This window comes from Pseudoalteromonas sp. SG43-7, assembly GCF_014164295.1.
Taxonomy (GTDB): Bacteria; Pseudomonadota; Gammaproteobacteria; order Enterobacterales; family Alteromonadaceae; genus Pseudoalteromonas; species Pseudoalteromonas rhizosphaerae.
Window position 1 is genome coordinate 1 of sequence record NZ_JACJEY010000064.1, and the last position, 23,724, is coordinate 23,724.

A 23,724-nucleotide genomic window follows, 5' to 3' on the forward strand; every position below is an offset into this window, starting at 1 on the left:
TCTCGCATTAGGCTCTTTACGTGATAAAGCTAAAAGTTGCTTGGATTTTTCTAAGTTCAATTTAGTAAAAGTAGATAAGTATCAGTGTGCTAATTAGATCACATAATTTGGCAGATTGGTATAAGATCATTTTATTGTTTTGAAAAACTCGCAAACTCACTATAAAACTTGCGTTTAGGCCTCTACCTATGCGATAAAATCATTATATTTATCATACAAATAGTGGGGCTTCATGGCACGTAAAAAAACAACTAAATCAAAAGGTTCATCAGGACTCAATCGTAAAAACAGTGAAAGCTTCATAGTTAAATTTAGTAATCATGCTGATACTCAACTGTGTGCTTCTGGTTTGATGTATAAAGTAATAGATGAGATCTCTGGTGAGCGAGTAACTGACACAGATACCGTGGTCATCAATCAGCGTATTATGCTTGCTGATGGCAGCGTAATAGCTGATAGTTATAAAGCTGGAATGCCTGAAGTATTTACCTTAGATGAGGCAATCGAAGGATTACGAGAAGGTATTTTATTGATGTCGGTTGGTTCTCGCTATGAATTTGTAATTCCTGCAGAGCTGGCGTGGGGACGCAAGGGGAATGGTGGAAAAATAGGAGCTAATGCCGTTCTACATTTTGATGTGCGCTTAATCCGTTTAGGATGACCATTATGCTATAGTTAAAAGTACTTTTCTTTAATGTAAGAGGGTTTTATGCCGCCATTTTCTAGTCGCGTTTACTTATTACGCCATGGCGAATTGATTGAGCAAGGAGTCTTGGCCGGACAGACAGATTTTTTACTCAGTGAACTTGGCCGTGCGCAATTACATCAAGCGTGCAGTGAGCTAACTAATATTGAGCTTGTACAAAGTTCGACTTTGAAACGTTGTAGCGAATTTGCCAGATCTTTTAGCCATGCCCAGCAAATACCACTTTTTCTGACCGATCAGCTCCGAGAGTTTAATTTTGGTGATTGGGATGGCTGTAAATATGATGATTTGTGGCAACAGACGGACTCTCCTAGTATTGGCGATTTCTGGCAAAGCCCTTGGCAAGTAACCCCCCCTCATGGCGAAAGTATGAGGGATTTTTATCAGCGAATAGCAACGTGGTGGCAAACGTTACTAATTGATATTGCAAGTAATCGTACTCAAGCACAATTAGTTTTAACGCATGCCGGAGTGATCAAGCAACTATTAGGTATTATTTGTCGGTTACCAAAAGAGTCGAATCAGCAAAACATATTTTCAATCGGTTATGGGAAGCTCATTTGTATTGATATTTACATAGATGATAGCGATAAAGCATGGCCAAGAATTGTGTTTTAAAATACTATTTTTAGCCGTCTAGAAAGATATTAATTGAAATATTTACTCACCCGCCCATAATAGAGCCTTATGTATTTTGGAATGGGGTGTAACTCCTCAACTGTTCCCGCAACTGTAAGTCGCAAGCGCGATAAGTCAGATACAAAATACGTTAATTTATTACCTATTGAGCGGGCTAACTCTTCTATTATCACCATGATCATAATGGTTTGTAGTGTATTGGGTTTAGCTATTGCTAGAGAGATAACACATTGCAAATACCAGCAGTAATTGATCCCCCTTTACTTGAAGTAGCTAATTTATCGTGGTCGGTGGCAAATACCGCCATTTTGCACGATATTAATTTTGCAATAAAACCAGGCCAGTTTATCGGTTTGTTAGGGCCTAATGGCGCAGGTAAATCAAGTTTATTGCGTTGTTTATACCGTTACACTAAACCAGTGTGCGGTGAGGTTATATTTGCAGGGAAAAATATTTGGCAGCTAAGTGCGGATGAATATGCCAAGCAGGTTGCTGTGGTGCTGCAAGAAACACCTTCGCAATTTAATCTATCGCTTTTTGATGTAGTGAGTCTTGGCCTTACGCCGCATAAAAGCTTATTTAGTTCGACAACTAAAAATGATCAACAAATTATTTTTCAGGCGATTGAGCAAGTTGGCTTGAGCCATCATTTACAGCAATCGTTTGATTCCCTTTCCGGTGGCGAGAAGCAACGCGCATTGATAGCACGTTCAATTGTACAAAGCCCTCAATTATTAATTATGGACGAGCCTACCAGCCACTTAGATATTAAATATCAAATTCAATTAATGGAGTTGGCTAAATCGCTAAATGTAACGGTATTAGCGTCGTTCCATGATCTTAATCTTGCAGCAAGTATGTGTGATGAACTACTGGTGATAAAGCAAGGTAAGTTAGTTGCAACGGGTAGCCCAGAATACGTCATCACGGAAGAAATGCTTAGCGAAGTATTTGGTGTCTGTGCCGAAGTCTCGGCGCATCCACAGAGTAAACAATTAAATAAGGTCATTCCGCGTATTACCTATTTTTACGGTTATCAAGGTGGTGGCGTTGATGCAAAAAAATAATTATTTTGCAGTCAGCGTGGCGTTATTCTTTGCCTTGTCGAGCATTTTTATAGCACTTAGCTTTGGTGCTGCGACCAGTAAATTCATTGATGTATACCACAGTATTATAGGTCAGGGAGATGACTCCTTTATAGCGCGGATCATATGGCAACTGCGAATGCCACGAACATTGTTGGCGTTTTTAGCTGGCTCTGGTTTAGCTATTGCTGGTTTAATTTTACAAACCGTAACCCGTAACCCGTTAGCCGACCCTTACTTATTTGGTATTTCATCGGGAGCCTCATTTGGTGTGGTATGTTTTATGACACTAACAGGAGTCAGCGCGGGAATAACAATGTCGGCCGCGGCATTTGTTGGTAGTTTATTGACTATGTTATTACTGGTTTTTATTGCCGGACGAGCAGGTCGCGGACAAGTTGAAAGCATGCTCTTGGCTGGGGTCGCTTTATCCTTTTTATTCAGTGCCTTTACCAGCTTACTTTTGTATTTTAGTGATCCACAGGCGATCACGGCTATTTTATTTTGGACGCTAGGCAGCTTTGCTCGCGCACAATGGTCAACGTTATGGTTACCCGCTTTAGTTATTATTAGTTGCACCGGGCTGATGATGGGTTTTCGTCGGCAACTAAATGCAATGTTACTAGGTGATGAAAGTGCTGCAACTTTAGGAATACCGGTACAGCGGTTTCGGTTATTAATGTTGGTATTGAGCTCATTGATCACTGCAGTGTTAGTGGCGATGTGTGGTGGTATTGGTTTTGTTGGTTTGATGATCCCGCATATAGTACGGTTTTTTGTGTCGCAAGGCACTATTACTGGTTTGATCATGACGGCTTTAGTTGGCGGTATATTTATGGTGTGGGTTGATGTGCTATCGCGTGTTTTACTTGCAAATCAAGAATTGCCAATCGGTGTTATTACTTCTGCAATAGGCAGTAGTTTCTTTTTATCGTTACTTTATTTTCGCAAGCGAGAGAGTTAGTCAGATGTTTAATATACCCACAGTAACTAATCAATTTGGTCACCTCATCATTGATAAGATTAACCAAAAAACTAAACCGCTTGGTGCACTTGGACAGTTAGAACAATGTGCAATACAACTGGTTACTTTGTTTAGCCAAAAAGTGGCAAGCGAAGATGCTTTTAAAACCTTTGCACCTACAATCAAGAAGCCTACTTTGCTGGTATTTGCAGGAGATCATGGTGTTGCTGCACAAGGGGTATCGATAGCGCCCAGTGATGTCACTTCACAAATGGTAGCTAATTTTGTCAGCGGTGGTGCCGCTATTAATGTCTTTTGCCAACAGTTAGGTTGGCAATTAGAAGTGATTGATTGTGGTATTTTGCATCCAGTCACAGCGCCAAGTGTCCATAATTGCCGTCTAGGAAGTATAACAAAGCCACTTAATACAGACATGGCAATGAATACCGCGCAGGTACAGCAAGGCTTTAATAATGCTAAACAGCTGGTGCAGCAGCTCAGTCATAGTGGTTGTAATACAATTGCCTTTGGCGAAATGGGCATAGGTAATACCACCAGTGCAGCAGCGATTATGGCAGCTATGCTGAATTTACCTGCACAGCAGTGTGTTGGCAAAGGCACGGGTGTTAGTGATGATATTGTTACGCGTAAAATAACAGTTGTAGATCAAGCGCTGGTATTGCATCAGTTACATTTAGCAGATCCTATTTCACTACTTGCAGCGTTAGGTGGCTTTGAAATTGTGCATATTACGGGAGCTATGTTGGCTGCGGCTGAGCAAGGCATGGCTGTAGTAGTTGATGGCTTTATTTGTAGTGCTGCGGCAATGGCCGCAATTAATATTAACCCAGCAGTGAAAGATTATTTAATTTTTGCACATTGCTCAAATGAGCAAGGCCATCGACTGATGTTAAACGCACTCGATGTTAAGCCACTGCTGCAACTTGATTTACGCTTGGGTGAAGGCACTGGCGCTGCGTTAAGTTTACCATTATTGCAAGCCGCACTTGGTTTTTATAATCAGATGGCTAGTTTTGCTGATGCTGGTGTTAAGCAGGTTGTCAGTTAATGCCTAACCCAGAGGCAAATAAAGTAACGCAATGGCAGTTACTGTTATTAGCAATTAGCTTTTTAACCCGGCTACCGGTGCAGTTGCGCTTTAATGTAAGCGGTGCTCATTTAAATCAAGCAAGTCGCTATTTTGCTTTAGTGGGTTTACTGCTTGGTGGATTATTAGCACTCAGCTACGGCGTTTTTCAATTACTGTTACCAGCATCAATAAGTGTATTACTAATGATGGCGGTCGGGTTGTTATTAACAGGCGCATTTCATGAAGATGGCTGGGCCGATGTATGGGATGGTTTTGGCGGTGGTTGGCAGGTGTCGCAAAAGCTTGCCATTATGAAAGACAGTCGTCTTGGTACTTATGGTGCAGCGGCATTATTTATTATGCTGCTGGTTAAATTTCAAAGCCTACTCTTTCTTAGTGAGTCATTGATTACTGTATTGAGTGCAATTGTTATCGGGCAATGTGTAAGCCGAGTAGTGGCAACCAGTTTAATTATGGGGATGGAGTATGTAAGTGAGGATGCGACTTCAAAAGTAAAGCCGCTTGCTATGCACCTATCGGTCACTAGTTTAGTTATGTTACTTGTAACCGCCGCTACTTTACTGGTTAGCTTGATTGCTGTTGGTGTATTGTTATGGCAAACCGTATTCATTCTTATCGCAGTATTACTGATCCTAAGAGTCATTTTGATCCGCTGGTTTAAACAGCAGTTAGGTGGTTACACTGGCGATTGTTTAGGTGCGGCGCAGCAGCTAAGTGAAATTGCCATTTACTTGACTTTCGTGAGTGTATTATGAACGCTAACCACACATTTATTTTAGGCGGCGCACGCAGTGGAAAAAGCCGCTTTGCTGAACAGCTTGCACAGCAAAGCAATAAAAGCGTTATTTACCTCGCAACGGCGCAAGCCCACGATACTGAAATGCAAGATCGTATAGTCCATCATCAACAACAGCGCCCTATAGATTGGCCGTTAGTTGAGGAGCCAATTGCATTGGCTGAAGCGTTACAAACACACAGCAGCAAAGATAACTGTATTTTAGTTGATTGCTTAACCTTATGGTTAAGTAACTGTTTATGTCACGCCACAAGTGATTGTTGGGATGAACAGAAATCAGCACTACTAAATACCCTTGAAAATTTACCGGGGCAAGTGATTTTTGTCAGTAACGAAGTTGGCCACGGTATTGTGCCTCTGGGCGAGCTAAGCCGCCGGTTTGTAGATGAATCAGGCTGGTTACATCAAGCCATTGCCGCAAAAGCTGCGCGAGTTGAATTTATAATGGCAGGTCTTGCCTTAACACTGAAAGGGCAGTCATGATGAAAACATTAATGGTACAAGGTACGACTTCTGATGCAGGGAAAAGTACTTTAGTTGCAGCATTGTGCCGGGTATTTGTTGAACGCGGGATCAAAGTTGCTCCATTCAAACCACAAAATATGGCCTTAAACAGCGCTGTAACAGAAGATGGCGGCGAAATAGGTCGTGCGCAAGCACTACAGGCGATTGCAGCTAAAGTGGCGCCACGGGTTGATTTTAACCCCATTTTACTCAAGCCCAATAGTGATACTGGCGCTCAAGTGATAATTCACGGTAAAGCCATTAGTAATATGGAAGCAGGTGCTTATCATGATTATAAAAAAGTCGCGATGGATGCGGTACTGGCTTCGCAACAGCGTTTAAGCGAAGAGTTTGAGCTACTGGTAGTTGAAGGGGCGGGCAGCCCGGCTGAAATTAATCTACGTGCGGGTGATATTGCTAATATGGGTTACGCCGAAGCGGTTGATTGCCCCGTGATCATTATTGCAGATATAGATAAAGGCGGTGTGTTTGCGCATTTGGTCGGTACTCTTGCGCTATTAAGCGAGTCAGAACAAGCACGAGTAAAAGGCTTTGTGATCAACCGTTTTCGTGGCGATATAGGCTTATTGCAAGGTGGCCTTGATTGGCTTGAGGAGTACACCGGTAAACCAGTTTTAGGGGTGTTGCCGCATTTACATGATCTCGCCCTCGATGCTGAAGACGCGGTAGCGATAGATAATCAAGTAAGCCAAGCAAAAATAAAAATCGCAGTATTGCTACTTCCTCATATTAGTAACCACACTGATTTTGATGCGCTGCGTTTAAACCCGCAAATTGACATTAATTACATTCGCCATACTCAAGTAATTCCACACGTTGATCTGATCATCATTCCTGGCAGTAAAAATGTTATTAATGATTTAGCCTTTTTAAACAATGAAGGCTGGGGCGAGCAGATTCAGCGTCACTTGCGTTATGGCGGTAAGTTATTAGGTATTTGCGGAGGTTTGCAAATGCTCGGCACAGATATTTATGACCCTGAGGGTGTGGAATCAAGTAAAACACACTGTAAAGCTTTAGGGCTCGCTGATTTTGCCACTCATTTAGGGCAGCATAAAGTACTAACTCAAGCTGCCGGTGTGATCCATCTTGGCGGTCAACAGGCAAAAGTCGCAGGCTATGAAATACACGCTGGTTGTAGCGCAGGCCCAGCATTTAAAAAGCCTTTTTTACAATTTACTCAGCATCCACAGCATGTTGTGCAAGATGGTTTTATATCAGATGATGATTGTATAGCAGGTACTTACTTACATGGCTTATTTGATAGCAGTGCAGCTACGCAACTAATACTGGATTGGGTATTGCCAAATAGTGGTATTACCCAATTAATAGATATAGACACACATCGCGAGCAGCAATTAACGCGCTTAGCCACGATGTGTAAAGAACATTTAGATTTAGACAAAATAACGCAAATTTACCAAAACTGGGAAGGAGTTAATCATGAGCGACACACATAACGACAAGCACCAACAACGCCAACAAAAAGTAAAAGATAAAGTTGATGAGCGTATAGCCGCAGCACAAACTGAGAAAGGCGTTTTTCAGGTGATCACTGGTAATGGTAAAGGTAAATCAACCTCAGGGTTTGGCACGGTAACACGTTGTGTAGGCCATGGCATGAAAGCTGCTGTGTGCCAGTTTATTAAAGGTACTTGGCCGTGTGGTGAGCGTAATGTATTGCAAGGCGCAGGGGTTGAATTTGCCATTATGAACACAGGTTTTACCTGGGAGACGCAAAATAAAGAATCAGATACCGCAGCGGCGCAAGCGACTTGGCAAGAAGCAAAACGTATGTTGGCTGACGAATCAATTAATTTAGTATTACTTGATGAAATTACTTATATGATCACCTACGGCTACATTGATTTAGACGAAGCACTCGAAGTGATCGCTAATCGTCCGCCAATGCAATCTTTAATTATTACTGGCCGTGGTGCGCACCGCAAGTTAACTGACTTAGCTGATACTGTTAGTGAAGTGCGCAATGTTAAGCATGCATTTGATGCTGGTGTTAAAGCGCAAATAGGATTTGATTATTAATGGCTACGCTTAGGCTTGTACTCGTTTTATCGCTGGCTCTGTGCTGCTTTAAGCTCGTGGCTGATCCTAACAAGCAGCAATTAAGAATTATCGCCTTGGCCCCGCATATTGTTGAAAACCTCTATACCATCGGCGCTGGTGAGCAAATCGTGGGAACCGTGGAATATGCTGATTTTCCTGCTGCGGCCAATGATATCCCACGTATCGGTGGTCACCAAGGTATTCAAATAGAAAAGCTACTGGCCCTCAAACCTGATTTAGTTTTAGCATGGAAAACGGGTAGCAAAGCTGAGGATTTAGCACGTATTAAAAGTTTTGGCATTGATATAATTTACAGTGACGCGAGTGAAGTAGATAAAGTGCCCAATGAACTGCGCCGTTTAGGTGAGCTTACTGGACATGAGCAATCAGCCGAGCAAGCCGCACTTGAATTTGAGCAGAAAATTGCTGTAATCAAAGCCAAGCAGCAAGGTAAAAGTAAGGTCGCGGTATTTTACCAGCTATGGGCAGAACCGATGATGACGGTGGGTAAAAATACCTGGATCAATCAGTTAATCGAAATTTGCCAAGGTCGTAATGTATTTGCTAGTAGCCGAACTGATTACCCTCTGATAAGTATTGAAAATGTGATCGTGGCAAAACCAGAGATCATTATATTGCCTAATGAAAAGTCACAAGCGCAGCAAACTGTGATTGATTGGACACAATGGCCCGAAGTACCCGCGGTAAAGCACCACCAGTTTATTAGCGTCAATGCTGATTTACTACACCGCTTTACCACGCGTATGTTGGATGGTCTTGCTGATATGTGTACTAAAATAGATGATTCACGCGTTGCAATTAAGGAGCCACAATGAGTGATTGGCAAGACTTTTTAAAAACCGAATGTGCAAAAACTTATATGCAGCAGACGTTGGATACAGTCGCTCAAAAGCGCAGCGAAGGTATTGCTGTATATCCGCCAGAGCAGTATGTATTTAGTGCATTTGATGCAACACCGTTAAGTAATATAAAAGTGGTTATTTTAGGACAAGATCCTTACCACGGCGAAGGACAAGCACATGGTTTGTGTTTTTCGGTATTACCAGAGGTTGGTAAACTTCCTCCCTCATTAAAAAATATCTATAAAGAGCTGGCTACAGATATCGATGGTTTTCGCGTGCCTACGCACGGTTATTTACAACGCTGGGCAGAGCAAGGGGTGTTTTTACTTAATACCGTACTGACTGTTGAGCAAGGCCAAGCCCATTCCCATAAACACTTAGGTTGGGAGCAGTTTACCGATAAGGTTATTGCCCATATTAATCAACACTGTGAAGGTGTGGTATTTATTTTATGGGGTGCTCACGCACAAAAGAAAGGTAAAGGCATTGATAGTACGCGTCACCATATTTTAAATGGCCCGCACCCATCGCCGTTGTCTGCGCATCGTGGCTTCTTTGGTTGCCAGCATTTTTCCGCTACCAATCAGTTATTAACACAGCAAGGGCAAACAGCGATCGATTGGCAAGTTTAGGAATTGTAGGTGCGAGTTTATCCCGCGCAGAATATACGTTAACTGATAAAAACAAAGGCCCTTACTTTATCGGTAAGGGCCTTTTAGTTGGTTAGTAGCTATTGCGAAATTAAAAATCTAATTCATCAATCGCAATATTGTCTGTAAAAAAGTCTAGTTCCTGTAGTTCTTTACGTAAACGTTGCTTGTCTTTTAAAGCTTCGATTTCGCGCCATTTTCTCTTTTTATTTTTCTGAGAGGTCTTTCTTGTTGTATCAGGACCTTCTAATATCTCTAAAATATCGTCTAGGCTATCCATGAACTTCTCCTATTGAATTTTTTGAACCTCGAAAATACCTATACCACAGGCCACACTAAAATAGAATAAAAAAGTGACATTTATGTTACAGGTAAGTGATAAATTAATGAATAGAGATTATTTTCAGGCATAAAAAAACGCCGCAAATGCGACGTTTAATTTAAACGATAAAAGCGATTACATTGCTTTAAAACGCGCTTCTAGTTGCTCTTGTGCATCAGCAAAAGAACGAATACCTTCAGCTAGTTTTTCTGTCGCCATGGCATCTTGATTATGTAACCAACGGAACTGAGCTTCAGTTAGTGGTGCAGGTTTAGGCTCTTTAGCAATATCACTTTCAAGTAAATACTCCTGTGCACCTTCAAGGTTGCCTAGCTCTTCTAAAAGGTTAGGACTGATGGTTAGTTTATCGCAACCAGTTAGTGCGATGATTTCACCGGTGTTACGGAAACTTGCGCCCATAACAACCGTTTTATAATCATGGCGCTTATAAAATTCAAAAATACTGCGTACTGATTGCACGCCTGGATCTTGTAATGGATCGGTTGGTTTTTCTAAGCCGTTAGCAACGTGCCAATCTAAAATACGGCCAACAAATGGTGAAATCAAAAATACGTTAGCATCTGCACAAGCACGGGCTTGAGCATCACTAAATAGCAGCGTTAAGTTACACTTAGTACCTTCTTTTTCAAGTTGCTCTGCGGCTTTAATACCTTCCCACGTTGAGGCAACTTTGATTAAGATTTTATCTTTGCTCACACCTTCTTTTTCATAAAGGCTTAGTAATGTGTGTGCTTTAGCAATTGTTGCTTGAGTATCAAATGATAAACGCGCATCAACTTCTGTTGAAATATAACCCGGCACAATGTCACTGATCTCTTTACCTAGTAATACAGCAAAGTAGTCACAGGCTAGTTCTAATTGTTTAGCAGCGTCTTGCTCGGTTTCTTTAGCATAACTCCACGCTTTATCTAAATACGGCTTATAGGCTTCAATTTCACTGGCTTTTAATAGCAATGAAGGGTTAGTTGTTGCATCTTCCGGTTGGTGTTTTTTAATCGCTTCAATATCACCAGTGTCGGCCACGATAGATGAATGTTGTTTGAGCCTTTGTAGAGCTGAAGTCATTTGCTTTCCTCATTCCAAGCAAGTTAAAAGAAAATCTACTGTAACTACCTTATACTGCAGCACTGTGACAGCGCTTAATAGGTCTTATGTCCGTATCAGTGAAGAACGAAGGTGCATAGCATAATTTGCTGTGCGAATAAGGTAGGTATCATACCAATCAATTCTAACTAATTGATATAAACAAAACGTGCTTTTCGTTTCATTTAATGTTGAAATTGACATTAAATAATTTCCAAGTCAATAGCTAACTATGATCACTGTTATTTCACCTGCAAAAAATTTAGATTTCGAGAGCCAAGCAAGCACTGATAAATTCACGCAACCTGAGTTACTTGAGCACAGCGAAGAGTTGATGAAGGTGTGCCGCGAATTAACGCCGGCACAAATTGGCAGTTTAATGAAAATTAGCGATAAGCTTGCAGGCCTTAATGCTGCGCGCTTTAGTGAGTGGTCGCAACCGTTTACTACCGACAACGCTAAACAAGCCGTGATGGCTTTTAATGGCGATGTATATGGTGGTTTAGATGCAAACAGCTTAACTGCCGGGCAACTTGATTACGCGCAAAGTCACCTACGTATTTTGTCAGGCCTTTACGGGTTATTAAAACCACTTGATTTAATGCAAGCGTATCGCTTAGAAATGGGCACTAAGCTTGATAACAGCCGTGGTAAAAACCTCTATGAATTTTGGGGCAGTATTATTGCTGATAAACTAAATAGCGTACTCGCTGAGCAAGATAGCCAATATCTAGTAAATTTAGCATCAAACGAGTATTTTAAAGCGGTTGATAAAAAAGCCTTAAACGCGCAAATCATTACTCCACACTTTAAAGACTGTAAAAACGGCCAATATAAAATTATCAGCTTTTATGCTAAAAAAGCTCGTGGCTTGATGGCTCGCTACATTATTGAGAATAAAGTTACCCAGTTAAGCGATTTAAAAAAGTTTACTGTTGATGGTTACTACTACAGTAGCGAAGCGACCCAAAAAGAGCTGGAGCCAGTATTTCTAAGAGATGAACAAAACTAGTTATTAATCTGTTTAAAAGCCATGCAATGCATGGCTTTTTAGTTTTGGCGCTTATTTTGCAATAACCTGACACTATTTATAAAATAATCAAGGTTAAGCAATGCTAAAAATACCTTCTATCAGCGATGCCGAAAAACTTATTGAAGAAAAACTCGGTGGCTGGTTTGATGTCGTAATAAGTCATATACCTAATTTTATAGTGGCGGTGATCATCGCCATTGTTTTCTCAATTCTCGCGCGTTTTTTAGGTTCGATGATGCGCAATGTTTTACGCCGCTCGTTAGACTCCCAACAAATTGCAGACTTAATGGCATCGATATTCAAGATGATAGTACTGTGTGTTGGGTTATTTGTTGCCCTCGATTTTATAGGGCTAAAAGGCACTGTAACGTCATTACTGGCTGGTGCTGGGATTGTTGGTTTAGCAATTGGTTTTGCCTTTCAAGATATGACCGAGAACCTAATAGCTGGTATTGCTATGGGTATTCGCAAACCCTTTAAAACAGGCGATGTTATAAAAACCGATGATGTGTTTGGCAATGTGCGCTCAATAAATTTGCGTAACACGCTTATCGAAAACTTTTATGGGCAACTGATTTTAGTGCCTAACAAAATACTTTTTCGTAATGTATTACGTAATTACAGTACCTTAGGTGTACGCCGCATTGAAGTGCCGGTGGGCATTTCATATGGTGATGACCCAGAGCTGGCAGCTGAGGTGATAGTTAAAAAAATCAATGAATTTGATTTTGTAATTAAACAAGACGAAACCGCTGTTTATGCTGAAGGTTTTGGCGACAGTAGTGTCAACTTACTGGTGTGGTTTTGGATAAAATACCCCGGCGAGGCAGACTTTATGACCGTACGCCATAAAGCAATTGTGGCAGTCAAACAAGCGCTAAGTGACGCTGATATTAGTATTCCATTCCCAATTCGCACCCTTGATTTTGGTATTAAAGGCGGTGAAAAACTCGATGCGATGATCACTGAAAAGCGCCAGCACTCAGAACAATAAATGGTTCTATCAACAGGTAATATTTACCTGTTGATAGTGCTAATTTACACAAATTTACAGCTGGTAATACAGTTGTTTATTGGCGCATATTTACCAGTATTAAGTTTTCTACTGATAGACAGCATTTATGGCGAAGCATCAAAACAAGTAAAAGGCAGTGGTCATAGTTTAGTTATCGCTAGCCGATTATCTACTGCACTTATTAGACACGAGCTAAAACTAAGGCTAGTGTCTAATAAGTAAAGTCGAAGGTAAAATTAATGAATAACATTAAAGTGAGCAATGAAGAACCAAGTAGCCCATGTATTCGGCATTGTTGTTTGGATAAAAACGATACCTGTATCGGTTGCTTTAGAACCCTTGATGAAATTCTCGCGTGGCACAGTGCAAGCCCTGCACAAAAGCTGCAGGTTCTTAATGAATGCCAAAATCGCAAAAACGCGCAACATAAATAATCACTTTGTAGAGCAAACTGCAGTCTGAAAAAGCTAACCCCAAACTTCAAGATTTCGTAATAAAGATAAAAACCGTATACTAGTTTTTACTGCTCTGTACTGCCCGTTAATAAACACTCCAACACACACAAAGAATAAGTTAGCGATACACTCGTGCCACTGCATTTGTGCTAAGCATCCATAATCGATGGTGTTTTTGAATTTTTGATTGCATACGTATTCAATTTTCATTTTGTGAGAATCCCTCTACTGTTAATTCTTTGTAAATAAATAATACCTATTACTTGACAACACAACGGAACACACAATGAAAATTAAAAAAATAGTAACCACTATTGGGCTAAGTATTGGCCTAAGTGCTACGTCGATTGCAAATGCAACACCAACAACATTCGTCCATCTATTTGAATGGAACTGGCAAGATGTAGCCCTCGAATGTGAACAATACCTAGGACCTAAAGGCTATGCTGCGGTACAGGTATCGCCGCCTAATGAACATATACAAGGCAGCCAATGGTGGACGCGTTATCAACCTGTCAGTTACCTATTGCAAAGCCGAGGCGGTAACCGCGAGCAGTTTATTGATATGGTTAATCGCTGTAATGCCGCTGGCGTTGATATTTATGTAGATACTTTAATCAATCATATGGCTGCAGGCAGTGGTACAGGTACCGCTGGTAATACCTATGGTAATAAACAATACCCAATTTATAGCCCACAAGACTTTCACACCAGTTGCACCATTAATGGCTCTGACTACGGCAACGATCGTTACCGAGTACAAAACTGTGAGTTAGTTGGACTAGCAGATTTAGATACCGCTGCAACGTATGTCCAAAACACATTAGCGGCTTACATTAATGAATTACAAGCCATTGGTGTTAAGGGGTTTCGGTTTGATGCCTCTAAACATGTTGCAGCCAGTGATATTCAAAGTTTAATGGCGAAAGTGAATGGCTCGCCAGTGGTCTTTCAAGAAGTAATTGATCAAGGTGGCGAGGCTGTTGGTGCCTCTGAGTATTTAGCGTCAGGTTTAGTTACGGAGTTTAAATACAGCACTGAACTTGGCAATACCTTTAGAAATGGCTCGCTCGCATGGTTAAGTAATTTTGGTGAAGGGTGGGGGTTTATGCCAAGTGCATCAGCTGTAGTATTTGTAGATAATCATGATAATCAACGCGGTCATGGTGGTGCCGGTAATGTAATTACCTTTGAAGATGGCCGCTTGTACGACTTAGCAAACGTATTTATGTTGGCTTACCCGTATGGTTATCCAAAAGTAATGTCTAGTTACGACTATCATGGTGACACAGATGCTGGTGGCCCAAGCGTACCTGTACATAACAACGGTAATTTAGAATGCTTTGCGAGTAATTGGCAATGTGAGCATCGTTGGGCATACATTGCAGGTGGCGTAGATTTTAGAAATAATACGGCTGATAACTGGGCAACAACCAATTGGTGGGATAATACTAATAATCAAATAGCCTTTGGTAGAGGAAGTTCAGGTCATGTTGCCATTAATAAAGAAGGCTCAACACTCAATACTACTGTGCAAACAGATATGGCTCCAGGGCAATACTGTAATGTGCTAAAAGGAGTGCTGACTAATGATGCAACAAGTTGTACTGGTGAAGTTATTACTGTTAATGCAAATGGCACTATAAACTTAAATGTAGCCGCGTGGGATGCAATGGCTATTCATAAAAATGCCAAGTTAACCACTAACTCAACCCCTGATCCTCAGAGTGATTGGCAGCGAACTGTGATATTTATTAACGCACAAACGCAAACTGGCCAAGATATGTTTATTCGCGGCGGAATTGACCATGTTTATGCAAACACAAACCTTGGGCGTAACTGCCAAACAAGCAACTTTGAATGTGCTATGCCAATTCGCCATAATAATTTGCAAAGTGCCACTACCAGTCCTTGGAAAGCAAACGATAATTACCTAGATTGGTATGGTATTGAAACGGGCCAAAGTAGTGAGGCGCAAGGGACCGCAACCGATTGGACAACTAATATTTGGCCAGCAACTTGGGGAGCAGAAAAAACCGTTGCTAATGATGGCTTTGGTGTTACACCACTGAATATTTGGGGTGAACATTATTGGCTGCTTGATGTTGATATGGATTGCAGCAAAGCGGTTAATGGATGGTTTGAGGTAAAAGCGTTTATTAAAAATGGTCAGGGCTGGGAGGGCAATATCGCGCAAGCAACCCCCCCTTATGCTAGTACTAATCATGTTGCTCAATGCGGCAAAATTAATAAATTTGAGTTTAATAATTCAACGGTAGAAATACGCAATTTCTAATTTTATTACAGATAAATCCCAGCTAAACCATAAGTATGCGTTTAGCTGGGATTTTACTTTGTAAGTCATGTTCTGGAGATTTGCGTTTTCTGTGTTTTAAGTAAACCTAAGTTGAATCACCAGAAAATCAGTTGCTTTAACTCTTTAATCTTTAGCCTAGCAGCTTTAAACTCTTCAATCTCTCACCTGCATTTTATTTTCAATAATTGCCACACCTTGGGTGTTTTCTAAAAACTTTTGTGCCAGTGCGCGTTCAAAGCCGGTTTCGGTTAGACCATAAATGGCTACTTTGTTGCCATCAACGTGTACTCGCAGTTGCGAGAGGTTTAGGTTTGGATTGCTACGCAGTTTATGAATTATAGTCTGCTGTAGTGTTGGTTGAGGAGAAACGCTGCTGATCATAATTGTACTAGTGGCTGCACTGACTTGCGTTGCGCAGGCGAGTAAAAATACACAGCAAAGTGATACCAATGATACAGTTAATTTGAAGCGGTCCATGATTTCCCTCATAACATCTATTGTATGTGTTTAGTGAATAGTAAGCTTACTGTTACAATATTTATTCCAACTTTAACGTATTGAAATTGAAGGGGTATTTTAAGTTCGGGTAATGTTTTTGGAATTTTTTACATTCAACTGAGTAAAAAGTACGGCGATTAGCTAACTAATTTAGATTTGTAGTTGCTGTTTAGTGCAGCTATAGCGATGCAATATATTTTTTGTTAAGTGATGGTCGTAGCTGCAAGTTTGTAATGAGCAAGCTAAATGGGGAGCACAAGATAATTAATTTGCATGACTGCTATGAGAGGGTTTAATAACTTACTGCGAGTAGGTAAAACTGAATGTAAAAAGCCGAGACTATGATAAGTCTCGGCTTTTTATGTGGCGTTAAAGCAGATGAATTATTTCTTTTTCTTGGCTTTAGCTTTGGCCTTTTTACGGGCTTTGATTTTTACCGGATCTTTATGTTTTTTGATTGGCGCTTTAGCTTCTTTATGACGCGGCTCAAATCCTTTAACAACACGGCGTTTAAGGCGCAGCTCAATGTAGCGTTCAATTTTTGCTAATACTGCAATGTCATGGGCTTCTACTAACGAAATTGCAATGCCTTTCTTACCTGCGCGAGCAGTGCGGCCAATACGGTGAACATACACGTCTGCTGTGCGTGGCATATCAAAGTTGATCACATGACTAATATCAGCCACATCAATACCGCGGGCGGCAACATCAGTCGCAACTAATATTCTTGTACGGCCACTGTGGAAATTTTCCATTGCCTTCATGCGTTTGTCTTGTGGCATCTCGCCACGTAACCAGGCTGCGCGAACCCCTGCATTGGTCAGCTCGCCGACTAATGTTTCTAGGCGATCACGGGTTTTAACAAACACAATAGCTTTGCTTAAGTCTTCACTGTTTAGTATTTCAACCAACATTGCTAATTTATGGTTGTAATCATCAGCAATGTGTACCCATTGGTGGATTTTAGCTTTTTCTTTACGTGAAGATTCAGCTTCTAATAGGGCTGGATCTTTTAAAATTTGCTCTGCAAATCGTTCAACGCTATCGCCTTCAAGAGTGGCTGAGAATAAAAAGCACTGACGACGATTTTTTGCTTCTTCGCAAATACGCATCATTTCTTTACGAAAGCCCATGTCTAACATGCGGTCTGCTTCGTCTAAAATAAGCATCTCGACGTTTTCGGCATGAAAGTTTTCGGTTTCTAAATATTCCATTAATCGCCCTGGTGTGGCGATTAATATATCGTTATTTTTTTCAAAAATTTCTTTATGCGTACCGTAGTTAATACCGCCAGTAACAACACCAATTTTAAGGTTAGTGCCTTTAGCAAGTAGTTCACACTGTTCATGAATTTGATAAGCTAACTCGCGCGTTGGAGTCATGATCAAAACACGGGCAAAACCAGGCTCGCGACGCGGGAAATCAAGTAAGTATTGAATCGCCGGGATCAAAAATGCCGCTGTTTTACCAGTACCGGTTGGTGCAGAGGCTAAAATATCACGGCCTTGCAGCGCTTCAGGGATCGCTTGTTGTTGAATGCTAGTTGGGGTTTCGTAACCCATTTTAGCAACGGCTTGTAGTATCTTGTTATCAATATCAAAATCAGAAAATTGCATAGAGTGTCAAAAATAGAGGACAATTGCTGGTAATTATACGCGCTATCCGCCAGTTGGTGAATGAAAAGGTGAAAAAATGTCAGGCTTTGTGTTTAAACAATTTAAAGTAGCGCAAACGCGCAGTGCGATGAAGGTCTCGACGGATGGAATTTTACTCGGTGCATGGGCTGACTTAACTACTTCACAGCGGTTACTTGATATTGGCACAGGTACTGGGTTGTTGGCATTAATGTGCAAGCAACGCAAACCAACTATGCAGGTTAATGCTGTTGAAATTGATGCCAATGCATGTGCTGATGCGCAGCAAAATTTTACAAATAGCCCATGGCCCGATATTAAATTGATGCAAAAAGCTATTCAGCAAGTAACCACCACAACTGAGTTTGATGTTGTGATCAGTAACCCTCCGTATTTTAATGCCAGTTTAAAAGGGCAGGACTTAGCTCGTAATACCGCACGTCATACAGATAGCTTAAGTTTTAGTGAGTTAATCACTGCGTTCAAAAACCTTAGTCACCAAAATGCTTTTTTAAATGTGATCTTACCTTGCCCTGAGGCGCAGTTGTTTATTGCACAAGCGCAATTACAAGGTTTGTATTTAGTGCGCCATTGTTTAGTACAAACTACTGCCACTAAAGCGCCGAGCAGGAGCTTAATGTGCTTTGCTTATCAGATGCAAGAATGCGAGCTGACCAGCTTAACGATTCATGGTCAAGGGGCTCAATATAGCGATGAGTATATAGCTTTATGTAAAGACTTTTACTTGAAAATGTAATCATCATTGAAAAACAGGTACATTTATCGCACACTGATGAAAAACCTCGGTGATAGATATGGATAATCAACTACCTAAACCTTTTATTTTTGTACTTTCCTTAGTGCAAGGCATTGTTCTTACTTTGTTATATCGTAGTGTTGAAAATCAGCTATGGCCTGCGACAGAGCCAGTTTGGTTGTTTTCTTTAGTTACTTTTACCATTAGTTTTGTGCTACTGACTTTACTTGCTGTAGAGCAAGCTAATATTAAAAAACTGCTTAGTTACTTGTTACCATTTAGTCTGTTGTTATCACTCCTTGGTGCTTATATTGGTGCTCAGCAATACCCTATTGCGCTGGTTAATAACAATGCTTTAACGGCCATTTTTATATTCACAGCCTTAATTGCCAGCTTTAAAGCACTTATGTATATCCAACAACTGATTGGTAATGAAGCAATTAGTTATAGCCAATTATTCAAGCTCTCATGGCGAAACTTTATTTTATTTGCAGAGTGTTGGTTATTCGTTTTAATTTTCTGGGGAATTTTGCAGTTAGGAGCGGCGCTATTTAATGCGTTAGAGATTACATTTTTCTCTGAGCTACTCAAAAAAGACTGGTTTTGGATCCCAACTTTAACCTTAGCGTTCGGTTTTGCCACGGTGATCTTTAGAGGGGTTATGCATATAGAAGATAACATCTCATTTTTATTGCAAACCTTGATTAAGTTTTTACTGCCAGTACTTACGGTTATTTCTTTAGGCTTTTTAGCGACGCTACCGTTTACGGGGCTAGATAAATTATGGCAAACAGGCAGTGGTAGCTCGTTAGTTTTATGGTTACAGGTACTCACTTTATTTTTTGTGAATACGGTTTATCAATACGCTGCTGATCAGCGACCTTATAAAATTGTAATACATAGGTTAGTATTTTTTGGTATTGCTTTATTACCAATTTACAGTGTGATTGCCGCTTATGGCATTTGGCTTAGAGTTGAACAATACGGGATCACGGTGGGTCGCTGCTGGGCTATTTTAGTGTGTCTTTTACTTTCGTGTTTTTCATTTGGGTATTTAGTCGGGATCGTTAAAAAGCGCGATGCATGGCAACAAGTGCAAAGCAAAGTTAATATTGTGATGGGGGTAGTGATTTTAATATGCATGCTACTAGTGAACTCGCCAGTTTTGAATTTTCAGCGTTTATCTACCGAGAGTCAAATCGCGCGCTTAAATGAAGGTGACGTGAGTATTGAAGAATTTGATTATTATTACTTCTCAAGTAATTTAGGACGCCAAGGCTATCTTGCAATGCAAAAGTTACAAGCGCAAATTCAGAGTACTCATCCAGAGCAAGCAATGATTATTGAGCGAATGTATGTCAACCCAGATAATCCAGAGTTTAAGGCTTTAGCCGAGCAAACATCAATAACAGAGTTTGTTACGCACTCGACGTTTTGGCCTGGGCAGCAGGTGTTTTCGGATGAGTTAATTCAGGCTGTATTCGAGAGCTTACATTTCAACCGCTGGACACCGCTTAAAAGTCATTCATTTTATTTTATCGCCATAGATTTAAATCAAGATGAACAACTCGATTATGTATTTATAGATGAAACGAATAACTCAACTGAAGCTAATCTGTGGTTGCATGATGGTACTCAATGGCAATCAAAATACATGACTATCGATAATCCCGAGCAAATTAAATTACTAAAAACACTGATTGATGCAGATAACATTGAGGTTGTACAACCCAAATATAATGATTTGAAAATTGGCGATGTGCTGTTTAAAGTCAGGAGTGATATTGATTACTAAACAGGGTTTAAGGTCAGAGTGTTCAAAATATTAGTTAGTAATTCAATATAAAGTTCAACGCAATAACGTTTAGCGTAATACATTGAATCACCAAACTAATAAATATTGTTAGGCTAAGTAACAGCAGGAGCATACAGAAAATTATTCTGCTATAGCTCCTGGTATTTCGGTAATTACAGCCAGATACTGGCTTTAATTGGCATCAAATAACTCAAATATTCGGTTGTCACCAGGAGCCGTTTTTACCACTTGCAACAAGGCATTTGCCACGTTTTCACGGCTGACTTTTGCATCTTTACGTTCACTTGGCCGTTGTGTGGTGATTTGCAATGAAGCACTGTCGTTGGTAAGTGAACCTGGGCGTACAATAGTATAATTTAGGCCGCTATTGATTAGATGTTCGTCAGCCATATGTTTAGCAACTAAGTAAGGTTTTAAATCGCTTTCTGTTGCATCAGGATCATCTGCGCCAATCGAACTGACCATAATAAAGTTTTTAATATCATATTGCTTTGCATAATTTACGGCTTTAACCGCAGCCCATAAATCAATTAATAATGTTTTATCATCGCCGGTATTTCCGCCAGAACCGGCAACAAAAATTACCTGTTCGCAGCCTGCAAATGCTTGGCTAAAGTCACCCTCGAGATCTTGCTCAGTTACGCTGAGGTAGGGACTGCTTAAATCACTTAACTTATTTTTATCACGTACGAGAGCGACAACCTGATGCTGATCATTAAGTAGTAACTGTGTCGTTATTTTACCAATCTGGCCACTTGCGCCTATGATTAATGTTTTGCTCATCATTAACTCCTTCAAAAAATAGCTAAATTGCTCACTGTGTTTATAGACCTTGGGGGAGATATTTATTTTTAAAGGGCAGAGCCACTTTATCATTTAAACCAGAGTATTTAGTTTTCATTTTTGTAAAGCTGACTTTCAGCTGATATCGACTAACCTTTATTTAATAAGGTCACATATTTGGAGCGTAAAATGACGGTTTCAGCAATACCAAAGGGGTATCATGCAATTACTCCTTACTTGATAATTAACGGCGCAGCAAAAGCAATCGAGTATTATGAGAAGGTATTTAATGCCCAGCTCATTATGCAAATGCCGCTGCCAGATGGCGGGATTGCTCACGCAGAAATTAAAATTGGTGATTCGCATATTATGCTTTCAGATATGTGCCCTGAAGCGCATTTTAAAAGCCCTGATGAGCTTGGCGGCACGCCTGTGAGCTTAATGCTTTACGTTGCAGATGTAGATGCCGTATTTGCTAATGCGGTTGCCTTAGGTGGTAAAGAAATACGCCCAGTACATGACCAATTTTACGGTGATAGGGCCGGTACATTACAAGACCCATTTGGCCATGTATGGACAATAGGCACTCATAAAGAAGACCTTAGCGATGACGAGATTAGTCAACGCATGGTTGATCTGATCAGTAAAGAAGAAGACGCATAAATTATAGTGGCTGATATCTGATCTCATAGTTTTGAAAAATAGGTTTATATTTCATCTGAAAGACAGCTATGAGTAGTTTTTAATGTGAGTGTCACTTTTATTTTATGTGCTTTATTTTCTTGCATTTATAAATCGTGTTTGTTTTTTCAACAACTCGCGGGGTTATTTCTTGTATTTTACAATAACAAAAAAACAACAAATATAAATCTCTTGATTTACATTTAGATACAGAGTTAGACTAAAAGTATTAAAAAGCTCAAAGGGTTTACTGTCTGCAACTCGCGGGTTTAGATCCTTTGAATAAGCTGTTATATGCAATATAGGGTTTGGTGGATATATGAAATATACAGAGAAATCGGTTACAGTTTTACATGACCAAATCCAAGTTCATTCTGAGCGTTTATGGCACAGGTATTACTCTTGAGTAAGTTTCACATAGTGTTAAAAATGAAAAATGATAATTCTTGGAAGTGTATATTTAAAGATTTGTCAGAAGTGCAAGTAAGGGATGATTTTATCGAACCTTTTAAAAGAGGTAAAGTCATCGTGAATAATGAACTTATTTCTACTAAAGATATTTATCATGTAGTTATTTCAAAAACAAATATGACCCATCGTGACGAATTGAAGAAATTACAAATAGATAGCTATCAAAAACTCCAAGAAATGAATGAAAATGGTTCTGCTATTAACGTAGAGGCTGGCAGGTATGATTATGAAATTAAGGATTGTGGCAAAGATATTACCTCAAATTACCTTTATGGAGGTGCAGAAATGGGGGAAGAATCAAATATATTCAAAAACCCAGTGGTATTTATATTAACTGGTGGTTTTCTGGTCGCTATTCTTATAGATTTATATAGCTATTTCTCGCTCAAGGGATGGAACAATGCAAAAATGGAAATTTTACACGATCTTATCTATCCAACACTAGACATTTTAAATTATCTTATCTATCCAATTGCAGGGTTTCTGGTTTTACTTGGGCTATGTTCGATACTAGGGAGGTTAATTACTAAAGATAGTAATGATTCTATTATAGTCACTACATTTCACATCACTACGTCTATTGCTTATCTTTGTCTACACGTTTACGCAATATATGCATTTATTTGGTGGCCGATCATGGCGAGTATTGTAGCTAGCATTATATTACAAAAAATAGTAGGAGAACCAGAATCACCTCAATAATAAGCGTCTCCTATGTGGTAAACTCATAATTTGCATTCTTTCTTAAAAACGAGAAATTTTTTAAATCTTGACTATTATGCGGTCGTTTTCATAGGTAAACTGAATTTAAATGCTTTTTCAGGTTTTGGGGAGGCATGGTTTAACATAGATGAAATAACGAAGTTTAGTCCAAACCTTAAACAACTTGCATCTGAAATGGTTGGAAAAGTAAAATTATTAGGGTCTAAATCTAACAGCAGTGAATACTTAGAAACATTTTTAATTAGATGTTATGTACTTTTACCTACTAAAATAAATGAATTATTGGTGTTTATTTAAAATTAGCCGATTATCCATATACCATTACAGAGAAGAATAAATTCGAAAAATATTGGGTGAACACCAACTAAGAAACCATAAAGTAAAATAGTTCTCTGATAGTTTTTTGTAACTATTAAATAGCAACGAGAATGAAATTATCCTGCATGGTGGTGCAGGCATATAATCGGGTAGCCGGAGGTCTCTAACCTCCAGCCCCCACACCACCCATCATGCGGGTCCGCAATGGGCGGTTCATCTCCCGTAATGAATATTGATCCAAATATCTCTTAATGACGCTAAACCTTGTGACTGTAATGGTCAACAAATTCTGTAGAGATTCTAAGCGGCATTTTTTAATTCATTATATTTCTGATGTGGCGTCATATAATTAAGCGTAGAATGCCTACGTTTGTAATTGTAAAACTGAATATAA

25 protein-coding genes and 1 riboswitch are annotated in these 23,724 nt (G+C 40.0%); of the genes, 19 read left to right on the forward strand and 6 right to left on the reverse strand.

Annotated elements, in window-relative coordinates; all coding sequences use genetic code 11:
• The first annotated feature begins 232 nt into the window (after positions 1-232).
• The 11 genes from H5200_RS20105 to ung all read left to right on the forward strand — a co-directional run bounded on the left by H5200_RS20105 (position 233) and on the right by ung (position 9,385).
• Positions 233-661 carry an FKBP-type peptidyl-prolyl cis-trans isomerase gene (locus tag H5200_RS20105; RefSeq protein WP_149983394.1) on the forward strand — a complete coding sequence of 143 codons (429 nt, stop codon included), beginning with the start codon at positions 233-235 and terminating at the stop codon, positions 659-661.
• A 48-nt stretch (positions 662-709) separates the two neighbouring features.
• Positions 710-1,324 (forward strand): histidine phosphatase family protein, encoded by a 615-nt coding sequence (locus H5200_RS20110; RefSeq protein ID WP_182762352.1) that lies wholly within the window; start codon positions 710-712, stop codon positions 1,322-1,324.
• A 40-nt stretch (positions 1,325-1,364) separates the two neighbouring features.
• A riboswitch (cobalamin riboswitch) is annotated at positions 1,365-1,490 on the forward strand.
• Between the two features lie 85 nt (positions 1,491-1,575).
• Complete coding sequence (locus H5200_RS20115) at positions 1,576-2,412, forward strand: ABC transporter ATP-binding protein (RefSeq protein ID WP_220491373.1); 837 nt, start codon at positions 1,576-1,578, stop codon at positions 2,410-2,412.
• A complete protein-coding gene (locus H5200_RS20120) occupies positions 2,399-3,394 on the forward strand; it encodes an iron ABC transporter permease (protein ID WP_182762354.1) in 996 nt (331 codons plus the stop codon). The genes H5200_RS20115 and H5200_RS20120 overlap by 14 nt, the downstream gene beginning before the upstream one ends.
• 4 nt (positions 3,395-3,398) lie before the next feature.
• Entirely contained in the window at positions 3,399-4,463 is a 1,065-nt protein-coding gene (cobT, locus tag H5200_RS20125; protein WP_182762356.1) for a nicotinate-nucleotide--dimethylbenzimidazole phosphoribosyltransferase, read from the forward strand.
• Positions 4,463-5,260, forward strand: coding sequence for an adenosylcobinamide-GDP ribazoletransferase (locus H5200_RS20130; protein WP_182762358.1), 798 nt, complete (start codon positions 4,463-4,465; stop codon positions 5,258-5,260). Before cobT ends, H5200_RS20130 begins: the two co-directional genes overlap by 1 nt.
• The gene (gene cobU / locus H5200_RS20135; RefSeq protein ID WP_182735814.1) at positions 5,257-5,784 is read left to right on the forward strand and encodes a bifunctional adenosylcobinamide kinase/adenosylcobinamide-phosphate guanylyltransferase; all 528 of its coding nucleotides are present in this window, start codon (positions 5,257-5,259) and stop codon (positions 5,782-5,784) included. Before H5200_RS20130 ends, cobU begins: the two co-directional genes overlap by 4 nt.
• Positions 5,784-7,286: a cobyric acid synthase gene (locus H5200_RS20140; RefSeq protein ID WP_182762373.1), complete on the forward strand. Its 1,503-nt coding sequence runs from the start codon at positions 5,784-5,786 to the stop codon at positions 7,284-7,286. The genes cobU and H5200_RS20140 overlap by 1 nt, the downstream gene beginning before the upstream one ends.
• Entirely contained in the window at positions 7,270-7,869 is a 600-nt protein-coding gene (cobO, locus tag H5200_RS20145) for a cob(I)yrinic acid a,c-diamide adenosyltransferase (RefSeq protein ID WP_145242905.1), read from the forward strand. The genes H5200_RS20140 and cobO overlap by 17 nt, the downstream gene beginning before the upstream one ends.
• Positions 7,869-8,726: a cobalamin-binding protein gene (locus H5200_RS20150; protein WP_182762360.1), complete on the forward strand. Its 858-nt coding sequence runs from the start codon at positions 7,869-7,871 to the stop codon at positions 8,724-8,726. The genes cobO and H5200_RS20150 overlap by 1 nt, the downstream gene beginning before the upstream one ends.
• Entirely contained in the window at positions 8,723-9,385 is a 663-nt protein-coding gene (gene ung, locus H5200_RS20155) for a uracil-DNA glycosylase (protein ID WP_145242908.1), read from the forward strand. The genes H5200_RS20150 and ung overlap by 4 nt, the downstream gene beginning before the upstream one ends.
• A gap of 109 nt (positions 9,386-9,494) precedes the next feature.
• Here the strand turns inward: ung and H5200_RS20160 are convergent, their stop codons facing one another.
• Both H5200_RS20160 and tal read right to left on the reverse strand, forming a co-directional pair.
• Positions 9,495-9,683, reverse strand: a complete 189-nt coding sequence (locus tag H5200_RS20160) for a DUF3545 family protein (protein WP_145242910.1) — start codon at positions 9,681-9,683, stop codon at positions 9,495-9,497.
• Between the two features lie 177 nt (positions 9,684-9,860).
• Positions 9,861-10,811: a transaldolase gene (gene tal, locus H5200_RS20165; RefSeq protein WP_145242912.1), complete on the reverse strand. Its 951-nt coding sequence runs from the start codon at positions 10,809-10,811 to the stop codon at positions 9,861-9,863.
• A gap of 250 nt (positions 10,812-11,061) precedes the next feature.
• Here tal and yaaA point away from each other — a divergent pair, with 250 nt between their 5' ends.
• The 4 genes from yaaA (at position 11,062) to H5200_RS20185 (ending at position 15,628) form a co-directional block, all read left to right on the forward strand.
• Positions 11,062-11,841 (forward strand): peroxide stress protein YaaA, encoded by a 780-nt coding sequence (gene yaaA, locus H5200_RS20170; RefSeq protein WP_182762362.1) that lies wholly within the window; start codon positions 11,062-11,064, stop codon positions 11,839-11,841.
• Positions 11,842-11,941: 100 nt separating this feature from the next.
• Entirely contained in the window at positions 11,942-12,856 is a 915-nt protein-coding gene (locus H5200_RS20175; protein ID WP_145242916.1) for a mechanosensitive ion channel family protein, read from the forward strand.
• Positions 12,857-13,116: 260 nt separating this feature from the next.
• Positions 13,117-13,311, forward strand: coding sequence for a DUF1289 domain-containing protein (locus H5200_RS20180; protein ID WP_145242920.1), 195 nt, complete (start codon positions 13,117-13,119; stop codon positions 13,309-13,311).
• Positions 13,312-13,618: 307 nt separating this feature from the next.
• Positions 13,619-15,628, forward strand: coding sequence for an alpha-amylase family protein (locus tag H5200_RS20185; RefSeq protein ID WP_182762364.1), 2,010 nt, complete (start codon positions 13,619-13,621; stop codon positions 15,626-15,628).
• A 174-nt stretch (positions 15,629-15,802) separates the two neighbouring features.
• On the opposite strand, the gene H5200_RS20190 is transcribed toward H5200_RS20185, so the two are convergent.
• Positions 15,803-16,126 (reverse strand): BON domain-containing protein, encoded by a 324-nt coding sequence (locus H5200_RS20190; RefSeq protein ID WP_149983403.1) that lies wholly within the window; start codon positions 16,124-16,126, stop codon positions 15,803-15,805.
• Positions 16,127-16,530: 404 nt separating this feature from the next.
• Positions 16,531-17,763 (reverse strand): ATP-dependent RNA helicase SrmB, encoded by a 1,233-nt coding sequence (gene srmB / locus H5200_RS20195; RefSeq protein ID WP_145237725.1) that lies wholly within the window; start codon positions 17,761-17,763, stop codon positions 16,531-16,533.
• Positions 17,764-17,839: 76 nt separating this feature from the next.
• On the opposite strand from srmB, the gene H5200_RS20200 reads away from it, so the two are divergent.
• Entirely contained in the window at positions 17,840-18,538 is a 699-nt protein-coding gene (locus H5200_RS20200) for a tRNA1(Val) (adenine(37)-N6)-methyltransferase (protein ID WP_182762367.1), read from the forward strand.
• Positions 18,539-18,596: 58 nt separating this feature from the next.
• On the forward strand, positions 18,597-20,333 hold the full coding sequence (locus H5200_RS20205) for a DUF4153 domain-containing protein (RefSeq protein ID WP_182762369.1): 1,737 nt from the start codon (positions 18,597-18,599) through the stop codon (positions 20,331-20,333).
• 192 nt (positions 20,334-20,525) lie between these two features.
• Here the strand turns inward: H5200_RS20205 and H5200_RS20210 are convergent, their stop codons facing one another.
• Positions 20,526-21,137 carry an SDR family oxidoreductase gene (locus tag H5200_RS20210; RefSeq protein ID WP_182740692.1) on the reverse strand — a complete coding sequence of 204 codons (612 nt, stop codon included), beginning with the start codon at positions 21,135-21,137 and terminating at the stop codon, positions 20,526-20,528.
• 189 nt (positions 21,138-21,326) lie between these two features.
• Between H5200_RS20210 and H5200_RS20215 the strand changes: the two genes are divergently transcribed.
• Together H5200_RS20215 and H5200_RS20220 are read left to right on the forward strand one after the other, a co-directional pair.
• Positions 21,327-21,800, forward strand: a complete 474-nt coding sequence (locus H5200_RS20215) for a VOC family protein (protein WP_145237712.1) — start codon at positions 21,327-21,329, stop codon at positions 21,798-21,800.
• A gap of 447 nt (positions 21,801-22,247) precedes the next feature.
• Positions 22,248-22,991 (forward strand): hypothetical protein, encoded by a 744-nt coding sequence (locus tag H5200_RS20220; protein ID WP_182762371.1) that lies wholly within the window; start codon positions 22,248-22,250, stop codon positions 22,989-22,991.
• Between the two features lie 639 nt (positions 22,992-23,630).
• On the opposite strand, the gene H5200_RS24490 is transcribed toward H5200_RS20220, so the two are convergent.
• The coding region (locus tag H5200_RS24490; RefSeq protein ID WP_404936147.1) for an IS3 family transposase at positions 23,631-23,724 on the reverse strand (94 nt) is incomplete at its 5' end.